The organism is Actinomadura rubrisoli (assembly GCF_004349215.1).
GTDB lineage: Bacteria > Actinomycetota > Actinomycetes > Streptosporangiales > Streptosporangiaceae > Spirillospora > Spirillospora rubrisoli.
This window is the reverse complement of sequence record NZ_SMKU01000190.1, coordinates 1-17800: the sequence shown is the minus strand read 5'-3', so window position 1 is coordinate 17800 and position 17800 is coordinate 1. Positions and strand designations below refer to the sequence as shown.

Genomic DNA, 17800 nt, shown 5'->3' with positions numbered 1-17800 from the left:
GAGACAGACCCCGGCCGCCGCGCTGCCCCGCCCGTCCGCGATCCTCTCTCATCAGGATCTCTGGCTCCCGACGGTGACGCTCCCGGCCGGGCCGCAGCCCAGGCCGGACTGGGCCGGAGAGCGGACCGCGGCCCACGCGGCCGCGCACGCCGAGTTCCGCCGCGCGCTGGACGGCTTCCTGCTCGACGGCGATCTCCAGGTCCTCGACGACCCCGCCGCCCTCGTCGAACGCCCGGACGCCTCGATGATCCCCGCATGGGACCTCGGCTTCGCCCTCCACCACTACGCCGCCGAACTCCATTGGACATGCGCCTACCTGGCCAAAGACCAGCCCTCACCCGAGCGGTGAACAACCCTGTCACCTTGAGGATCGGTAACCCGGGAACGCATTCGCCTTACGTGACGACGTCGCGAACATTACCATGTTGTAATGTCGCGACGGATCTGCGGCGACCTGGCTGCTGAATTGATGATATCGGTGCTTCTGCTTGCCGGTTGCAGCGCTCAGGTCGCCCCGCCCGAGCAGATCGTGACCATCAACTGGTTCGCGAGCACGATGACGACCAGCGGCACGGACCCGCGACAGACCCTCATCGACGCGTTCCAGAAGGCCAATCCGGGGATCAGGGTGTCCCTGTCCTCCACCCCCACCAATACCGACGAGATCCGGGCGATACTGGAGGACGCGATACCCGGGCGAATAGAGGGCCCGTCTCCGGATGTCTACTTGGGGGATGTGATCTGGCCGGCCGAATTCGCCCAGCGCGGCCTGGCCATGCCGCTTGACGACCGACTGGAGAAGTCGTTCTGGGGCCGGTTCCACCAGGAGTTCGTCGAGGCTTCCAAGTATCAGGGCAAGATCTACGCAGTGCCCTTCTATACGGACCAGGGGATTCTGCTGTACCGAAAGGATCTGCTGGCCCGCGAGCATCTTGAGGGCTCACTGCGCACCTGGGAGGGCATCGCCGCCGCGAGCCGCACCCTTGTCGGAAAGAAGCTCATCGAGTCCGGCTTCGTCTGGCAGGGGGCCGAGTACGAGGGTCTGACCTGCGCATGGACCGAGTTCGCCGCCGATGCTGAGGCGATCGGCAAGCCCGCGGCGCCTCCGGCGAACGTCGTTTCGCGATTGGACTCCGCCGCGTCGCTCAAAGCGGTGTCCTTCATGCGCTCACTGCTGGTCGGGGGAGCTTCGCCGGAAGAGGTGACGTCGTTCCGCGAACCCCAGGCGCTCCAGGCGTTCGAGTCCGGTCAGGCGGCGTTTCTGCGGACCTGGAACTCGACGCTCGTCAGCATGTCAGGGCTCGCCGAGTCGAAGCTGACGGGCAAGGTGGGCGTCGCGCCGCTGCCGACGTTCAAGGGGCAGCCGGGGCAAGGCGCGTCGGCCATCGGGGGCTGGAGCTTCTTCGTCAATCCGAACACCCGGCATTTGCCTGAGGTCCTGAGGTTCATCAGGTGGATGACCAGCTTTCCGGCTCAGTACACGGTCGCCCAATACTCGGTCATTCCCACCAACGAGCCGGTACGGCGAGACCAGGTGGTGCAGGACAACCCCAATCTGAAGGTGGTGACCCGGATGCGGCCCGTCCACCGTCCGTCGGACACCCCCGACTACCCGCTCCTCAGCAAGGCCGTCTACGGCGAGGTGCATCAGGCGCTTCGAGGCGCCGTCGCCCCCGAGACAGCGTTGCGCCGGGGGCAGAAGCAGATCGACCGCATCCGCAAGTAGGCGGTCTGCGAGTACGCGCTCCGTAAGTAGGGCGCTTCGGCCTCCACCGGTATGACGGTCTCTACGGGCATGACGGTGGAGCGTCGTTGGGGACGTAGTTCCGCCAGTTGATCGGGACGGCCGGCGAAGTCCTGCAGATCTGCGCGGCGACGCGCCGGCTGTCGGTGTCCCAGACCACTGGCCTGCCCCAGGGATCCACACTGGACAAGGTATTGCCGTGCAGGTCGAACACGAGTGATTGAGGGGCTACCGCACCGGTCAGCACCGCGATTGACGCGAACGCCGATGGCTCGTCGAACGCCGATGGCTCGTCTTGCGCAGGGACCTTCCAGAGCCTGATCGTGCCGTCGTCGCCGGCGCTGGCCAGCCGGTGCCCGTCCGGGCTGAAAGCGACCGCTCCCGCGCCCTGGATGTGCCCCGTGAAGGTGTGCACGAGCCGGCAGGGCTCACGGCTCCAGATCTTGACGGTGTGATCGGCGCCGGCGCTGGCGAGGAGATCGCCTCCAGGGTTGAACGCCACCGCCTGAACCGATGCGATGTGGCCGCTGCAGTCGCTCGGAGCGCTGAACGCGGGCTGGCCCGCGGTGTCTTTCACCCTGGTCAGAGTCACGGGTCCTTCGGCGCTTCCCGTGGCGATGGTCTGACCGTCCGGGCTGAAGGCCAGAGCGTTGATCTGGCTTGGGTGGGGAGCGAACCTTCTGGGCTTCTTCCCCGATGCGAAGTCCCAGACCAGGACGTTGGGATGACCGCCCACCGCCACCGTGTTCCCGTCCGGGCTGAACGCCAGCGCTTTGACGGGCGCGATGTTCTTCACCGGCAGCACGAACGGTGCCGCGCGGGAATGCACGTCCCGCACCGAGACATGCTCGTTGTCGGCGACGGCCAGCCACCTCCCGTTCGCGCTCAACGCGGTGGCGGTGACGGACCGGAACCCGTCATGGAACCTCGTGATGAGCCGCCCGGAAGGCAGGTGCCAGAGCCCGACCGATCCATCGGGCCGCGCCCAGGCGGTCAACGGGCCGTCGCCGGTTCCCCGCGTCAGCGCGCTGACCACGGCCGTTCGTGCGGGCCCGACCCCCGGATCGTCATCACCCAGCGCGCCGATCCGCCAGATCCCGATGCTGGAGTCCGCGTTGGCGGAGGCCAGGGCGCCGCCGTCCCGGCTGAACGTCAGGCCCGCGACCGGACCGGCAGGCCCGGTCAGCGGCGTCAGCAGCTCGTGCGAGGCGACATGCCAGAGCCGGATCGACGCGTCTTCGCCGCCCGAGGCCAGCACGCCCCCGTTCGGGCTGAAGGCCACCGACCGTACCGGCCCGACATGCCCCTTGAGCGTGCCTAGCACGGCACGCTTCGCCACGTCCCAGAGCTTCACGGCGCCCTCGTCTCCACCTGTGGCCAGCGTCCGGCCGTCCGGGCTGAACGCGACCGTGCGCACCGGGCCGACATGGCCGCCCAGCAGGTGCGGGCGGTCGCGTGAACGCAGGTCCCACAACGCGACGGAGGAGTCGGCGCCGACCGAGGCGAGCAGGTGGCCGTCCGGCGCGAAGGCGACGGCCTCCACCGGCCCCAGCTGACCTCCGAGGTAGCGGACGAGCCTGCGCCTCTCCACGTCCCACAGGGCGATGGTGCCGTCATGATTCGCGACGGCCAGCGTCCGGCCGTCAGGGCTGTACGCCACCCCGTTCGCGGGCCCGTGCTGGTCCGCCTTCGGTGACAGCACGCTGGGCTTCTGCTGTCGCGAGCTCCACAGTTGCACGCGGCCGTCCTGGCGCGCGGCAGCGAGCGCGCCGCCGTCTGGAGCGGGAGCGATCGCGTAGACGCGCATACCGTCCACAATGGTCTGCTTGAGGCGATGGGACGCGCGGTCCCAGACATGCACACCATCGGCGTCCGCACTGGTGATCGTGGTGCTGTCGGGGCCGAACATCACCCCGTAGGCGGGCCCGCCGACCTCGATCCGGGACGTGTTGAGGGTGGCCTGGGTGCTCAGCAGCCCGTCGCGTGACTCCGGCGTGTCCCGGATGCGGAACGCCTGGACGCTGAGCCGCAGGGACAGCTGCGGCTGACTGCGCGCCAGCACCATGGCCTGGCCGGCGACCTGCTCGGACAGAGCCTGCTTCCGCCTGTCGTTCGCCGTCCGCTCCTCATGGAACGCCACGACGGTGCTGACCACGGCCACGATGGTGATCACCGCCAGGGCCGCCACGAGCCGACGCAGCCGGCGGGTTCGGCGCCGCACCGCCGTCGCCTCGCGCCGCTCGTCGGCCATGGAGGCGTCGACGAACTCGCGCGCAAGCGGCGGTAGATCCGCCTCTTCTCCGGCCTCGGCCAGGGTCCGGGCGTCCGCGAGCCGGGGCCCGCGTAGAAGGCCCGAAGGATCCTTGCCGCTGTTCGCCCAGAGATCGGCGGCGTCGATGACCCGCTGGCGCGCCACCAGCTCGGCCCGGTCGGCGTCGATCCACTGTCGCAGGCGAGGCCACTCGTGCAGCAGAGCGTCATGCGTGATCTCTACGGTGTGCTCGTCCAGTGTGACCAGGCGCGACCGGGCCAGCTTTTCAAGAACGTCCTCGGCAGAGGGATCGGCGAGGCCGGCGACCAGCTCGGCCCGGTCGACTCGGCGGCGGATCAGCCTGTCCTCGGTGATCTGGACCAGACGCAGAAGCAGGATGCGCGCGACCCGTGTCGCGGGCGACTCCCCTCCGGCGTCCTGGGACCCGAGATCCATGTACACGCGCTCCGCGCTGTTGGCGATCGCCCCCTCGATGCCGCCGACCGCCCGGTAGTCCTCCACCGTCAGCTCTTGTCCCGTGCATTTCTGCCAGGTCGCGCGCAGCGCATGGGACAGCAACGGCAAGGCCCCCGGCGCGTACGCGTGACCGGAGTCCTGGCCCTCCTGGACGCCCAGGTCGGTCAGCAGGCTGTCGTCCAGGCCGGGCTGCATCCGCAAACCGGCGACCTCGGCCGGTTTGGTGATCGCCGCGCGGAGCCCCGGCACCGTCAGCGGGCCGAGCAGGAACGGTCTCTCCTGGAGCGCGTCGACAAGCCTGGTGGTCATGGAGGCATCGAGAAAGTCGATCCGCAGGCCGATCACCACGAGCGCGTGAGGGCGGCCTTCACCTGGCCGCCTGGCCAGCGCGCACAGCGCCTCGATGAAATCCCGGCGCTCGGATTCGTCGTCGCAGAGCGTGAACACCTCCTCGAACTGGTCGACCACCATGACCAATCCAGAGGAGTCGCGTTCACACTGCTCGGCGAAGGCGGCAACCAGGTCCGGGAGCGCCGGCACCGGCCGTCCGTTCTCGGTCTCCGTGTCGCCTTCGGGGTTCTCCGGGGAGGCGGGGTCCTCCGCGGGTGCGGCCTCGCCCTCCGCAGGTGCGGCGGGCGGCGGGTCGGCCGGGGTGCCGGCCGTGACGCCGAGCAACTCGGCGAGCCTGAAGGTGAGCTCCTGGGCGGGACGACCCGTGGGTGTGAACATCACGCGATCCCACTGGCTCGTCCCGGCCACCCCGAGACGTCCCTTTCCGATGGCAGGCAGGAGCCCTGCGGCGAGCAGGGAGGACTTGCCCGCCCCGGACGAGCCGGCGACGATCAGCGGCCCCCCGTCCCGCAGGCGCTCGGCCGCACGCTCGATCAGGAGCGCCGTGTCCTGCTCGCGTCCGAAGAACCATCGGGCGGTGGTCTGGTCGAAAGCCGCGAGCCCTGGATACGGGCAGAGTTCCTCAGGCCGGTCCAGCGAGGTGCTGGACCCGCGGGGTTCGGCCGTGCCCTTGAACTGAATCCACGCGGTGGTCGTCGTCTCCTTCTCATTGACCGTTATCGGCCGGAAGTCATCGGGGTCGATCTGGCTGTTCGGAGACCTGATCACTTCCTGGTACGTCGTGCCCGAGACGACAATGGCCAAAGACTCCTTGGAGTTGTCGAACTCCTTCTTGAGGACAGCCGAATTGTTGAGACGGGAGGTCAGGTTCACGTCCGTCCCGGTAAGCCCGAGCCCGTCGTGATAGGCCGAACCGACGTGTACGGCCACTCTGAGCCGGATTCTGTACGCCTGCTGTTCCGTGCCCACATTGTATTCGCGCAGGCGCAGCTGCAAGCGGTTCAGGAATGTGGTCATCAGCTGTAACGGTTCGCACTCGGGGGAGATGGCCAACACCGCTCCGTCTCCGCGATCCTCCCAGTACCGGTGCTCGGCCCCGGCCCCTGCCGCGGCCAGACCGTCCACGAGCATCCGGTAATGCGCGTCTCGGATATGGCTCTGGATCTCTGGATCTAGGAACCGCCCATATCGCACGATATCGGTTACGATCAGCGTGCACGGGCCGGCCGGCTCGAATGTATGATCTTGATTCACCAGACCTCCAGAGCGCGATCATTCGAGGATCGTGGCCATTCGACGGTTGGCGCTGTGCTCTTGTCACCCTGGCACGAATCGACCAAATATCTGCGTCATAGTCCTCAGGTCGGGTCCTTGGGCAGGTCTGGAGGTAGGGGTGGCGCCAGCGGTAGCCGTCCGGGGGGATGAGTTCTCTCATGTGATCGCCGCAAACCTACGGCTCCGAGGGGCGCCGGTTCGACGCCCCGGCTGCTCAAGATCCCGGCGGTGGTCGCGGGTGCCCGGGGTAATATGCCAATCGGTCTGTAATCGGCCATGCACGATCGCGGTCCGGCCGGGCAGCTCCGGGCCGCATGCCACGGCTCGACCGCGTCGTCGGCTGAACCGGGACGGGAAAGGGCGAGGATGGCGGACGGCAGAAGCCGAGCGCGGCGGCCGGGCGAGCGTCGTACCGTGGTGCGCAATCCCGAGGCCGCGCGCAAGGCGCTCATGAAGGTCGCGCTCGATCTCTTCGAGCGGAAGGGCTTCGCCGGGACGTCGGTGCAGAGCGTGGTGGACGGCGCGAACCTCACCAAAGGCGCGTTCTACCACCACTTCGCCAGCAAGGAGCACCTCCTCCTCGAACTGCACGACACGTTCATCGATGACCAGCTTGAGCGCGCGCGCCGGATCGTCTCGCTGGAGGACCTCCCGGTCGACCAGATGCTGCGCCGGCTCGTGACCGAGGCGCTCCTGCAGCCGATGTCGATCTACAAGTCCGAGATCACGGTGTTCATCCAGGAGCGCCGGTACATGACGGGCGAGATCTTCGAGGACGTCCAGCGCAAGCGCGACCGGTTCGAGCACTACTTCGTCGAGGTGATCGAACGCGGCATGCGCGAGGGTGTGTTCCGCGAGGTCGGGCCGCCCCTGCTCGTGGCGTTCGGGCTCATCGGCATGGGCGCGTGGACCTACGTCTGGCTGGACGCCGGCGGCTCGTTGTCGCCGACCGAGATCGGAGACATGTACGCGGATATGCTCATCAACGGCCTGGTGGCGCCGGACGGGACGGAGCCCCGCAAGACGGCGCGCAAGCGCGTCGCGACGAGCTGACCCCGCTCCGGCCGGTCCGCTCCTCGCGGGTTGAAATAAGCTCCACGAGCCGGCCGAAGATCGAGCGCGCGGGGAGGTTATGCGTCAACATCCTGAGCGCCGACCAGGAGCACCTGTGCCGCCGGTTCGCGTCCAAGGGCGGGGACAAGTTCCAGGGGCTCGACGTTCGCGTCGCGGGCTCCGGGTCGCCGATCATCGGGACGTCGTCGCGTGGATCGACTGCGACCTTGAGTCGGTGCAAGAGGCGGGCGACCACTTCGCCGTGATTGGCCGCGTCCGGGAGCTCGACGTCGGGAGCCCGTCGCTTCCGCTGCTGTTCTTCCAGGGCGGCTACGGACGCTTCGCCCCGCTGTCGCTCGTCGCGTCCAGCGGACGGGGCGCGCTGATCGAGCAGCTCCGCGAGGTCGACCTCGTCCGGGCGGAGATGGAGAAGCTCGCCTCCGACCTGTCGGCACGGTGCATCGCCACCTCCGCGGAGGCGAAGAGCGCCATCCGGGTGATCGCTGTGTCCGTCTTCGGCGCTGACGGGCGGGTGGCCCTCTCGTATCCGACGCGGACACGATCGCGAATGAGACTCAGGTGGTCTGCGACCGGATCAGGCTTCTACCGTTCGCCGTCACGGCTCTGGGGCCGGGCCGGCGAACCGGACGACTCCTCTGCCGGCGTCGCCGCTTTCCAGTTCGGTGCGCGGAAGCGAGGGACGGGTCCGTACCGGTGGCGGTGTCGGCAACGCGACCTCCTCCCGATCGCTGAGGGCCATCAGCCACTGCTGCGCGTCGGGACGACTGCCGTATGAACCGGCCGCCTCGGTCCAGGCAACGGCGACGTTGCCTGACACGCGCTGCGACAGGCCGGGCAGGAGGCTGAGCGGCTTCCCAGGACGCAGGTCGGCCCGGCCGCTCAGTAGCCGGCCGATCGCCAGGGCGAGTTTGTACCGGTCGGTCTCCAGATCCGGGCCGGTGGCCGGCATGTGCGGGTCATCCCAGTCGGGAGTCTCAGCTTGACGCAGCACCGGCCGGGAACCGAGTCGCCTGACACCGTCACAGTCGAGCAGGACGACGGCGGGTCGGGGTTCGTCCGACCACAGCACGTTGTTCATCGAGATGTCCCCCAGCACCAGGTCCTGCCCATGGAGCAGGCGGACAAGGAAGGTGAGCTCCCTCGCGAAGCCGACCCGCCTATCCACGTCCAGTGGCGTGATCTTGCCCCAGGCGGGTTTCGGGTCGTACAACAGGTACTGCAGCTCGCGGAGCCTGGCTCCGGCGACCGTCTCGCCGAAGAACCGACCGGAGATCTCACGCATGACGAAGCCGCTGAGCGTGCCGTTGCTGATGACGCGGGCCAGTGGCCAGCAGGTCTGCTCGTACAGGCTGGTGCGGTCGGTGGGCTTCAGGGTGCCGGGCAGATCCAATAGGTCCTGCAGCGCGGCGGCATCGGCGCCCGGAACGATGTACTTCTTGTAGACGTATCCCTGATGCGGTGCCTCAAGCCGGAAGACCTGGCCTTGGCCGCCCTGACCGAGCTTGGCGCCGAGGTTGAGGTCGGCTTCATAGACGTCGCCGCCCTCCGGCCATGCCATGCTCACCGTCCCCACACGCATACGGCCGTACGATCGTCGCCGTACGACTTGGCTCGGAACGCGAGCTGCCAGCAGAACTCGGGGAGGCTGGGGATCTGTCCGTTGCCCCAGAACGCCACCAGCTGCGCGGTGACCGCCCGATTGTGCATGGGACCGCTCAGCCCGTCGCTGCACAGCACGAGGATGTCATCCGCTCCGAGCCGCAGCTCCATGGTTTCCACCTGCGGGAACCTCGCCGGCAGCGCATGAGTGGCCGTGCTGGCGATGACCTCGTCGACGGGGCCGGTGAAGCAGTGCTCGAATCCTCCCTGGCGCAACAGCAACGCGGGGCTGTCACCCACCTTGAACAGCAGGCAGCGCCGGTGGGCCGGATCGGCCGGCTCTGCTTCGATCAGTGCCGCGACCAGGGTGGTCGAGACCGACTTCGGTTCCTGCCGCCACTCGGCGGCCAATGTCGTCAGCCGGTCCGAGAGCCGGCTTACGAGACCTTCGGCGTAGCCGGGGACGCGGGGGGCGAAGGACGGGTCGAGCACGGTGGGATATTCGGTGCGCAACAGGTCGCTCAAGATCTGGCAGGCCGCCGCGGACCCGAGCTGCGAGTGCGGCTGGCTGCCCACTCCGTCGGCGACGCACACCAGGACGGCGCCCGCTTTCTCCGCGTCCCCGGTACGCAGCTCCCAGATGCCCATCGAGTCCTGCCGGGGCTGGGCGTAGAAGCGGTGGTCGTCACCCCGTATCGAGGCCCCGCGGATGGTGAGGCCGGCGAGCGCGGCCCCGTCGAGGATCGTGTCGGGAACGGGCGTGGACAGGTTCGGGAGGCCGCGCGGCTCCGAGCTCAGCTTCGGGTCGTCGTACGTCAGGGGCTCGGGGAAGGCGGCGTCCCGCTCCTGCCCCCGCTCATCGTCGGCCTTCCCAGCGTCCACGACGACAGGTCGTACGTCCGTGTCCACGGCTGCGAGCGTCGGCTCCGTGGTCCCGGGTGACAGCTCCTGCGGCACGCCCGGCGGTTCGGGCTGCCGCAGGCCGAGCGGTTCGATCGGCGGTCCGGCCTCCTGGCCGGCCGGTGGATCGGTGACTTTCTGCTGTCGTCTCTTGGGCACCAGTCTGAACTCCTCCTCCTGCGGGATCGCGTCGCGCTCAGACGACATCGGCATTGAGGGTGGTAAAGCCCGGAACGTTGTCGGGCATGACGAGGGTCGCGCCGCCGTTCGCGCTGACGGCGGACTGGTTGCCCGAGTTGACGATCGACCGGATCAGCGACTGCGCGAACTCGCGCAGAGCCTCGGCCGGGCCGAGGGTCCCGTCGGACATGAACGCCTTAACCGTGGCCACCTGCTGGATCGTCGTGGCATCGGCCGTCCCGAAACCGAAGGCCAGGATGTTGGGCCGCTGCGCGAACTCCGGCGCCGTGACCCGCCGGTAGGCTGCAGTCCAGTCGTCGTTCGGCTGCCCGTCGGACAGGAAGAACACGGCGGGCCGATAGACCTGATGGCCATCGGCCTTGAGCTGGTCGATGTCCTTGACGATCGTGTCGTACAGCAGATCGAACGCCGAGCTGTAGTCGGTGCCGCCGCTGGCGTTGAGTGCGGGCACCGACGGGACCGTGCTCAGGTCGGTGAGCGCCAGCAGCACCTGGGCATGATGGTTGAAGCCGATCAGCGCGAACCGGGTCTTGTCGGCGACCACCGGGTTGGAGGCGATCTCCGCGTGGAGTTTGGGCAGCGAGTTGTTGATCGCCTGGACGGGCTCTCCGGACATCGACGATGACTCGTCGCAGACGAGATAGAACGGCAGGACCTGTCCCATCGATGAGCTCCTATGAGGCTGTGAACAGATAGATGTCGAGCTCCACCCAGCCACTGGGATTGGACAGCGAGTGGAAATACCGAGTGGTCGTACTGTGGAACAACGTGGGATCTGCCTGCGGTAGCAGCGCGTTGACGCTGCGGGCGAGCTGCTCGCCGTCGGCGGCTGTGTTGTTGTTGGCAGCGAACGTGAGCACCATTCCGGCCCGCCGTCCGTATAGTTTCGGGACACGGTGCAAAGCCTGGCGCAGGGTACCGACCGCCGTGTCCCGTTGCTTGGCCGCGCCCTCAGGGGAGATTCGGAGTTCTAGCGTGACCGGCTGATGTTCCAGCCCGAGTCTCGTCGGGCTCGGGGTGGGGGAGGGCGAGGGCGAGGGCGAGGGGCGTGCGGCCGGAGGCGCCGGTTCGGAACCCAACACCACGATGCTGAAGGCCAGGAGCACGTCGGCGAAGAGCCACCCGGCCACCGCGAGGCTGGTGAGCGTAGTGGCCCGCATCAGCCCCCCAGCCAGCGGCGCCAGATCGAGCGCGTGGGCTGAGCAGCGGATGGTGCCGCCCCCTGCGCTGCCGATCGCGTGTGCAGGGCCTCCATCGCCTGGCCTGCCCTCGAAATCGTGGACAGTTCCGTCCGCATGCCCTGCATCGTTGTCGCCAGTGAGCCGATAGCCGTCAGTAACGCCTCCTGCGTGACGGCGGCGGAGGCGCCGTCGATGGCCACCTTGAGCTCACCGAGGGTGTGCGCGATACGGGTCTCGGTCGAGTCCACGGCAGTGAGGGTCCGGTTCACCGTGGTGGCGGCAGTGTCCAGGTCGGCCAGCTTCTCGGCGGCTCTGCCCAGCACGTCGCCGGCGTTCTCAACCCGGCTGGTGTAGGCGGCACCCGTGGTCCGCAGGTCCACCAGCGCGTCGCGAACCTGTTCGGCGCCTTTGTCGAGGGCTGAGGTGAGCCGGCCGGCGGACGCGTCCACTGCGGCCGTGAACGCCTGCTGATTGCCGTCGGTGGCCTTGCGCAGCCGATCGGCGAACGCCGTGGCGACGTCGCCGAGCCGGCTGCCGACCCGGTCTCCCGCGTCGCTGATCTGCTGCCCGACGGTGGTGGTCGCGGTGGCCAGCCGGTCGTACGCCGTGGACGCCCTGCCGATCTCGTCGCCCACCGCCTCCGCCGCCCCCGCCGCCATGCCCGCGGCGTCCTGGACCGCCGTCGACGCCTCGCCGAGGGCCTCTGTCGAGGACTTGATCTCGCGTGCGGCCGCGGTCACCTCCTGCTGAACGCGCTGGACCTGGGTCCCTGCGGCGATGAACTCGGCCGCCGTCGCGGCCAGCCCCTTGGTCGCCCGTTCGATCTCCGCGCCGATCTGGTTCAGCTCGGTGGTCAGCGAGCCGAGCACCGGGTTCCGGCAGGGCGCCAGCGCCACGTCAGCGCCGACCAGGGCTTGGTGCAGTTCGTGCCGCAACTCCGCGAGTTCCTCCTGCTGCCTGCGCTCGATGGCATTGGCGCGCAGGGAGACCGAGATCAGGGCGAGGATCGCCACCACCGTGAGGAGGGCGAAGACGTCGAAGCTCAGCAGCCAGGGCATCTGGCCGCCGAACCGTCCCTCCCAGCGCTGAAGCAGGCCCTGGCCGTCCATGCCGCGGTCGTGCAGCGTGGCGCGGTAGTAGTACATACCGACGGCCAGTCCGGTCCAGGTGACCAGGACCGGGGCGAAGACCAGGATCGCCGGGGCGCGCTGCACCCGGCGGGACTTGATCGGCGGCAGAGACGCGGTGCCGAGAAAAAGGACGAAAAGGTCCACGTTCGCCCATCGGACCGCATTCGACCCGGACGGGGACTCGACCGCCACGGCGAGCTCCCGCAGCGAATTGGACATTCCGCTCAACTGTGGCCTTAGTGCCAGATTCCGAAGTCTATTCACGTTTGCTGGACTCATTAATCCCTCGTGCAGCTTCTGGCTGTAGGCGACTGTATATACCGTTAGCTCGGCAGGTCGTGATAATTTTCGCAATCCGCCATGAAGGCCGCGTTCGCCGGGGGAGTTGTTGATCTTAATGGCGAGTTCGGTACACATGGAAGAATCATACTGAATCATTCTCTGCATCGCTGTCAACGGATTGGCCTAAGGCGGTAGCGGGGGAAGCCTCGTCGACTAGGCGTTGACATGCCCGCGCTCCAGGTGCTTGACTCGTCCTCACGCTGTGGCTGTCACCGATTCGGCACGCCCGAAGTGATTCTGGTCGATTCAAGGTGATGCGGATGATTCCACGGGACGAGGTGATGGTGGAAGGCGAGGAGGTGCTGCTCAGCAGCCGTCGGCGCCTCGCTGGTGAGCTACGGCGGCTCCGTGAGCAGACCGGGCTGTCGGGGCGCCAGCTCGCGGAGCGGATCGGGATAAGTCAGTCGAAGATCTCACGGATCGAATCGTCGATCACGCTCCCGACCGCCGTCGAGGTGGCTTCCTGGGGCGCTGCGGCCGGTTGCTCCGACAGTGCTATCACCATGCTGGGTGTCCTGGCCGATGCCGCCTATACCGAGGTCCATCCCTGGACCACGGCCATGCGCGACCGTACTCATCTCCAGGACGACATTCAGGACATCGAAGGTCGCGCCTGGAAAAGAATGATCTACGAGCCTTCGCTGGTCCCCGGTCTCCTGCAGACCGCGGAGTACGCGCGCCGGGTTTTCGCCATGTTCGATCCTCCTTACCTCGAGTTGGATCTTCCTGTCGTGGTCACCGCCCGGCTGGACCGCCAGGTCGCGCTGTTCGACCAGGACAAGAGATTCGAATTCCTGATCACCGAGGCGGCGCTGCGGTGGCGGGTCGGCCCGGTCCGCACGCTGCTCGCCCAACTCGACCGCATCGCCTCGCTGAGCACTCTGGAAAACGTTTCCATCGGCCTGATCCCGCACTCCGCTCCCGCCCTCACCCACGCCCCGCACGGCTTCGTCGTTCTCAACTTCATCGACGGTGCGGACGACGCGCACGGCGAGCCCGACTCCGATGGTGAGGTCGGCACGCTGGCCCTGGTGGAGACCGTGCACGCCAACCTCACTGTCAGCGATCCCTTGCAGACAGCCCTGTACCAGCGGCAATGGTCCCGGCTTGAGCGGATGGCCGTGTACGGCCACAACGCCCGGGGCCTGCTGGCCGCGATCAGCGCCGATCTGCGTGCGCTGCCGTCCAAGGAAGACCCATGAGGGCGGGGGCGGCTCCGGGGTCCGGCGGTCGGCCGACCGCCGGACCCCGGAGCCTGCGGGCCCGCGCTGCTCAGCCCGTCAGATACCGAAGCCAGCCCCGCACTGTGCGCAGCACGAAGGCCGCCGACCGCGGCCCGTACACCGCCACTTGCGCTACGGACGCGGCTCGCCGCAGGGTGCGCGCTCCCCCTCGCATCGTGCGCGCCCCTGCCCGCAGCATCTTCCGCGGCCAGGAACCGTCACGGACACGCCGGCGAAAGTCGGCGTACTCCTTCCTGCTGAACACCAGCCCCGCCTGGTGCGGGTTCTTGGAGTCGCGGATCACCACCGCGCCTGCCACCTCCTCGATCATGACGCAACCGCCACCGCCGTTGCATACGAACTCGAGCTCCGGCCAGTTGGTCGTCTCGACCATCTCGATCCCTTCCCTCTGCGGAATCCGCGCTCTTCGGCGCTGAATCAAGCGTCGAGGAGCCCCCGTACGCGCGGAGTCCGGCTGCGGTCCGTCCCCAGTTCGCGTGGAGTACGATGATCAACTTTGAGATCCTCGGCAGGGTCACTGCCTGGAGGAACGGGCAAGCTGCGGAGTTGCAGCCGGTGCAGCAGCTGCTGCTCGCCCGGCTCGTCGCCGCGGGCGGCGAACAGGTTTCCCGAGCCGAGCTGGCGGCGGCCGTCTGGGACGGTGAGGAGCCGAAGTCCAGCCTGAAGCGGGTCGTCTCCGAAGTACGCGGCCAGCTCCGCGCCCTGCTGCCCGAAGGCGCCCCCGATCCACTTCCCGCGAGCGTCGACGGCTACGTGCTGCCGGTGGACGAGCGGCAGGCCGACGTGCTGCGCTTCGAGGCCAGGCTGAGGGAGGCATTGCAGGTCGACGATCGCGAGGCCGTCCCGCTCATGCGCGTGGCCCTTGAGGAGTGGGGTGCGAGCGCCAAGGGCCTGTACGGCGGTCAGCCGCTCGCCGGCCTGAGCAGCGGCTGGGCGGAGCAGACCCGGTCCGACCTGCGGGCAGCCCATCGGGACGCCCGCTTCCGTTGTCTCCAGCAGGAGATGTTCGACCACCGCTACGAGCAGCTCGCTTGGGAGTGCGACCAGCTCGCCACCGATTTGGACGCGCTCCATGACGAGTCGTTCATCGAGCTCTGGATGCTCGCCGCCTACCGGGCGGGCCTCCGGACACGCGCGCTGGAGATCTACGTGCGCTCGACAGAATCCGCTGCCGCACAGCTCCGGATGCCCTTGCGGCGGAGCCTTCATCACCTGGCCGAGCTGATCCGCGACGAGGACCCCCGGCTCGGCGGCCCCGCCGACCTTTCCGTGCTGCTGGCCCCCGCCGACTCCGACAGTCCTTCCGCAGCGGCGTTCAGCCATCCCTCCAACGTTAGGAAGACCATGACCGACTCCCCGATCAACATGACCGCCACCGGGAACGCCCGCGTCGGTGCCCAGGTCGCGCACATTCACGGAGATGCCCGCATCGGCACGGAGCCCGAGTCCGCGGCCGCCTCGGACATGCCCGAGGCGTCCGAGGCGTCCGAAGGGCAGGACATATGAACGCCGGGTCGGGACAGCCCTCCTCCTCCGGGTGGGGCCCCATCAACATCGAGGCCGGGGACGAGGCCAGGGTCGGCGGGCAGTTCGGCGTCGTCAACGGCAACGTGCACATCTATGACATCGGTCCCTCGGCGACCCCGGAGGAGCGATTCGCCAAGGCGCTGAACCTGCTGGACGGGAACATGCCGCGCCGTGCCGAGGAACTGATCAGGGAGGCGGCGGAAGCCGGTCACCGTTCGCACCGCGTGGCCTACTACTGGGCGCTGGCGGTGCTGAGCGGCCGTTCGTTCGACCACCTGGGTCCGGATGAGTTCGCATCGTTGCAGAGCTGCTCGCTGATGGTCACGCCGGGAATCGCGGACGGCTGGATCGACGCCCTCAACGTCATCACGCAATTCATCAACTGCCTGATCCGGCAGGAACGCTCGGCGGGGGTGGAAGAGGCGGAGCTCGATCTGGCCATTCTGGAGTACGACCGGCTGCCGGAGGAACGGCGCGAGGAGATCCGGCGGCACCTGGACCTGATCATGACGGGTGCCCTGCAAGACCAGCTGGACGCCAAGTACGCCGCCGAGGCGAAGCGGCGCAGGATGGCCGGCAACCGTACCGAACGGGCGTGGAAGTTCTTCGCACCCGTTCCCGAACCGCCGCGGGCCGTCACGCTCGCCGAGCCGGAGTTCGGCACTGGCCGCCGCGTGGCGACCGTCGTCGGCGCCACCCTAATGGGTGGCGGGGGGCTGGTCGCGCTCCTGCTGACCTTGCCCGTGCACCCGGTGCTGGCGCTGTTGTTCGCGGCAGGGTCGGGCGGTGGCGGCTATCTGCTGGCCACCACTGGCCGGGCGTGGTCGGTCTCCAGGGAACTGATCGCGGCCGACGACGCACGGTACGGGCCTCCTCAGGACGAGACGCCGGGGGCCGGCTCGCTGGACTTCGGTGTGGCACGGTTCGCCGCCGGCCGCTACGCCGCCGATCCGTCCGAGGAAGAGCCCGACGAGCATGTCTGGGGTGACAGCGATAAGGCCGACGACAAGCACCGCGGCGAGCTGCGTCGCCGTGATCTGTTCCGCTCGTTCGTCGAGCCGTATGTGACGGCCTGTTTCGCCGACGAGGACCCCGACGGTGCCACCAAGCGCGCCGAGTGGCGGAAGGCGACTGAGGGATTGCGCGCGAGCCTGGTGGCCGACATCCAGAACCGCTACGCCGGACCTGACCTGCTGGTCGCCCACCTGACCTGGCTGATCACGTGGCACGCCGAGCGCGCCAAGCGATGCTGGGAGAATGGCACGCTGCGGGCGCGCCGTGACGAGCTTGCGGGCGCGGCGCCCAGCGGCGCGGCGGTCTTCTTGGGTGCTGTCGGGATGGCGGCGGGGCTGCTGTGCGGGCTGGCCGGAGTACTCGCCTCGGGGCTGGGTCCCGCGCTGCCGGCGCTGCCGGTCGTGATCGTGGGCGCCTGGGTGGCGTACTCGGCCGAGATCGACGTGTACGTGGTGCGGCGGGACGTGCATGCCGCCGAGTCGGCACTGGCCGCGGCCGAGTTCGCCGAGGAGCAAGAGGCATTCGAGCGGTGGACGGAGGTGCTGGCGGATCGGCCGACCGACGCCGAGGTGGCCCGCTGGTTGGACTATGACAAGTTCTACGCCAGGGAGCTGGCCATGAAGGCTTGTGGCCTGGCCAACCGGGACCTGGTGGCATACGCCACCTTGACCGAGGCCCTGCATCCTTGCCAACGGGCACGGGTGCTGTTCGGGCCGCCCCGCTACTCGCGCTACCGCGTCATCATCTTCCTGCTGACCGAGGCCGGCGTACGGCAGGTCAGCGTCAACCTGGACTTCTTCGACGGCACGGTCAGCAACCAGCGCCGCAACAACTTCCAGTACAGCAAGATCTCCTCAGCGCGCGTCCACGAGGTCGGGATCCGCTTCGACTCGGGCCGCCGCAAGGTGATCGTGATCGACGAGGAGTCGGGCGACCGGGAGCCGCCCCGGGACCCCAAGGACATCGACTCGCTGATTCTGAGCCAGGCATTCCGGCTCTCGCTGATCGACGGCCAGCACATCCACATCGTGGTCGAGAACTTCGACCACGGGTTCCTCGACCGGTTGCGCGAGGATGAGGACAGCCTGTTCGAGCTGGCCCTGGACAGCTCCGGCGTGAAGAGCGCATTGCGGGTTCTGGAATCGGTGGCCGCGGAGGGCCGCGAGTGGCTCACCCAGGAGCGCACCCGCCGGACCCGGCGTCTGCTGGACTTCAGCCGCTCCTTCGTCGACCGCAGGGAGCTGCCTTGGGCCGCCGATGACACCGCCAGACCGCGCGAGCTCGAAGGGTGACGTGCGGCTCGTCCCGGAGCATGCGGATCGTGAACCGCATCGGCAGCGCCCTCCGTTCCATGCGGTTGGCGGCTAGTGGCTCGTCACGCAGCCTTGGCGGGGTAACTGGTCCATGATCGGATCGGGGAGCTGGCGGCGAAGCTGACCTTTGGCTGTGAGTTCTGGTTGTGCCAGCGGATGTAGGCGGCGATCGCGGTG

At 68.3% G+C, this 17800-nt stretch carries 13 protein-coding genes and 1 pseudogene; 7 read left to right on the top strand and 7 right to left on the bottom strand.

Features of this window, described 5'->3' with window-relative positions; translation table 11 throughout:
• Together E1298_RS48455 and E1298_RS29095 are read left to right on the top strand one after the other, a co-directional pair.
• A partial coding sequence (locus tag E1298_RS48455; protein ID WP_165975720.1) for a hypothetical protein occupies positions 1–349 on the top strand: 349 nt, incomplete at its 5' end.
• Between the two features lie 81 nt (positions 350–430).
• Positions 431–1726 carry an extracellular solute-binding protein gene (locus tag E1298_RS29095; protein WP_131898825.1) on the top strand — a complete coding sequence of 432 codons (1296 nt, stop codon included), beginning with the start codon at positions 431–433 and terminating at the stop codon, positions 1724–1726.
• Positions 1727–1787: 61 nt separating this feature from the next.
• Here the strand turns inward: E1298_RS29095 and E1298_RS29090 are convergent, their stop codons facing one another.
• Entirely contained in the window at positions 1788–5840 is a 4053-nt protein-coding gene (locus E1298_RS29090; RefSeq protein WP_165975719.1) for an nSTAND1 domain-containing NTPase, read from the bottom strand.
• 672 nt (positions 5841–6512) lie between these two features.
• On the opposite strand from E1298_RS29090, the gene E1298_RS29085 reads away from it, so the two are divergent.
• The gene (locus E1298_RS29085; RefSeq protein WP_207944897.1) at positions 6513–7151 is read left to right on the top strand and encodes a TetR/AcrR family transcriptional regulator; all 639 of its coding nucleotides are present in this window, start codon (positions 6513–6515) and stop codon (positions 7149–7151) included.
• Positions 7148–7479, top strand: a pseudogene (locus E1298_RS51880) (flavin reductase family protein); the annotation flags it as partial. The gene E1298_RS29085 and the pseudogene E1298_RS51880, both read left to right, overlap by 4 nt.
• A 288-nt stretch (positions 7480–7767) precedes the next feature.
• On the opposite strand, the gene E1298_RS50600 reads toward E1298_RS51880, so the two are convergent.
• The 5 genes from E1298_RS50600 to E1298_RS29060 are packed head-to-tail and all read right to left on the bottom strand — an operon-like array spanning position 7768 to position 12600.
• Complete coding sequence (locus E1298_RS50600) at positions 7768–8730, bottom strand: hypothetical protein (protein ID WP_243725882.1); 963 nt, start codon at positions 8728–8730, stop codon at positions 7768–7770.
• A gap of 2 nt (positions 8731–8732) precedes the next feature.
• Positions 8733–9878 carry a protein phosphatase 2C domain-containing protein gene (locus E1298_RS29075; protein WP_165975717.1) on the bottom strand — a complete coding sequence of 382 codons (1146 nt, stop codon included), beginning with the start codon at positions 9876–9878 and terminating at the stop codon, positions 8733–8735.
• Positions 9868–10536, bottom strand: a complete 669-nt coding sequence (locus E1298_RS29070) for a vWA domain-containing protein (RefSeq protein WP_131898814.1) — start codon at positions 10534–10536, stop codon at positions 9868–9870. Before E1298_RS29070 ends, E1298_RS29075 begins: the two co-directional genes overlap by 11 nt.
• A 10-nt stretch (positions 10537–10546) precedes the next feature.
• Complete coding sequence (locus E1298_RS29065) at positions 10547–11032, bottom strand: hypothetical protein (protein ID WP_131898812.1); 486 nt, start codon at positions 11030–11032, stop codon at positions 10547–10549.
• Positions 11032–12600, bottom strand: a complete 1569-nt coding sequence (locus tag E1298_RS29060; RefSeq protein WP_131898810.1) for a coiled-coil domain-containing protein — start codon at positions 12598–12600, stop codon at positions 11032–11034. Before E1298_RS29060 ends, E1298_RS29065 begins: the two co-directional genes overlap by 1 nt.
• A 185-nt stretch (positions 12601–12785) precedes the next feature.
• Between E1298_RS29060 and E1298_RS29055 the strand changes: the two genes are divergently transcribed.
• Positions 12786–13727 carry a helix-turn-helix domain-containing protein gene (locus E1298_RS29055; protein ID WP_243725881.1) on the top strand — a complete coding sequence of 314 codons (942 nt, stop codon included), beginning with the start codon at positions 12786–12788 and terminating at the stop codon, positions 13725–13727.
• Positions 13728–13797: 70 nt separating this feature from the next.
• Here the strand turns inward: E1298_RS29055 and E1298_RS29050 are convergent, their stop codons facing one another.
• Positions 13798–14142, bottom strand: coding sequence for a DUF397 domain-containing protein (locus tag E1298_RS29050; RefSeq protein ID WP_131898808.1), 345 nt, complete (start codon positions 14140–14142; stop codon positions 13798–13800).
• 113 nt (positions 14143–14255) lie between these two features.
• Between E1298_RS29050 and E1298_RS29045 the strand changes: the two genes are divergently transcribed.
• Both E1298_RS29045 and E1298_RS29040 read left to right on the top strand, forming a co-directional pair.
• Positions 14256–15275 carry an AfsR/SARP family transcriptional regulator gene (locus E1298_RS29045; RefSeq protein ID WP_131898806.1) on the top strand — a complete coding sequence of 340 codons (1020 nt, stop codon included), beginning with the start codon at positions 14256–14258 and terminating at the stop codon, positions 15273–15275.
• Positions 15272–17602, top strand: a complete 2331-nt coding sequence (locus E1298_RS29040) for a hypothetical protein (RefSeq protein WP_131898804.1) — start codon at positions 15272–15274, stop codon at positions 17600–17602. Before E1298_RS29045 ends, E1298_RS29040 begins: the two co-directional genes overlap by 4 nt.
• Positions 17603–17800 lie beyond the last annotated feature (198 nt).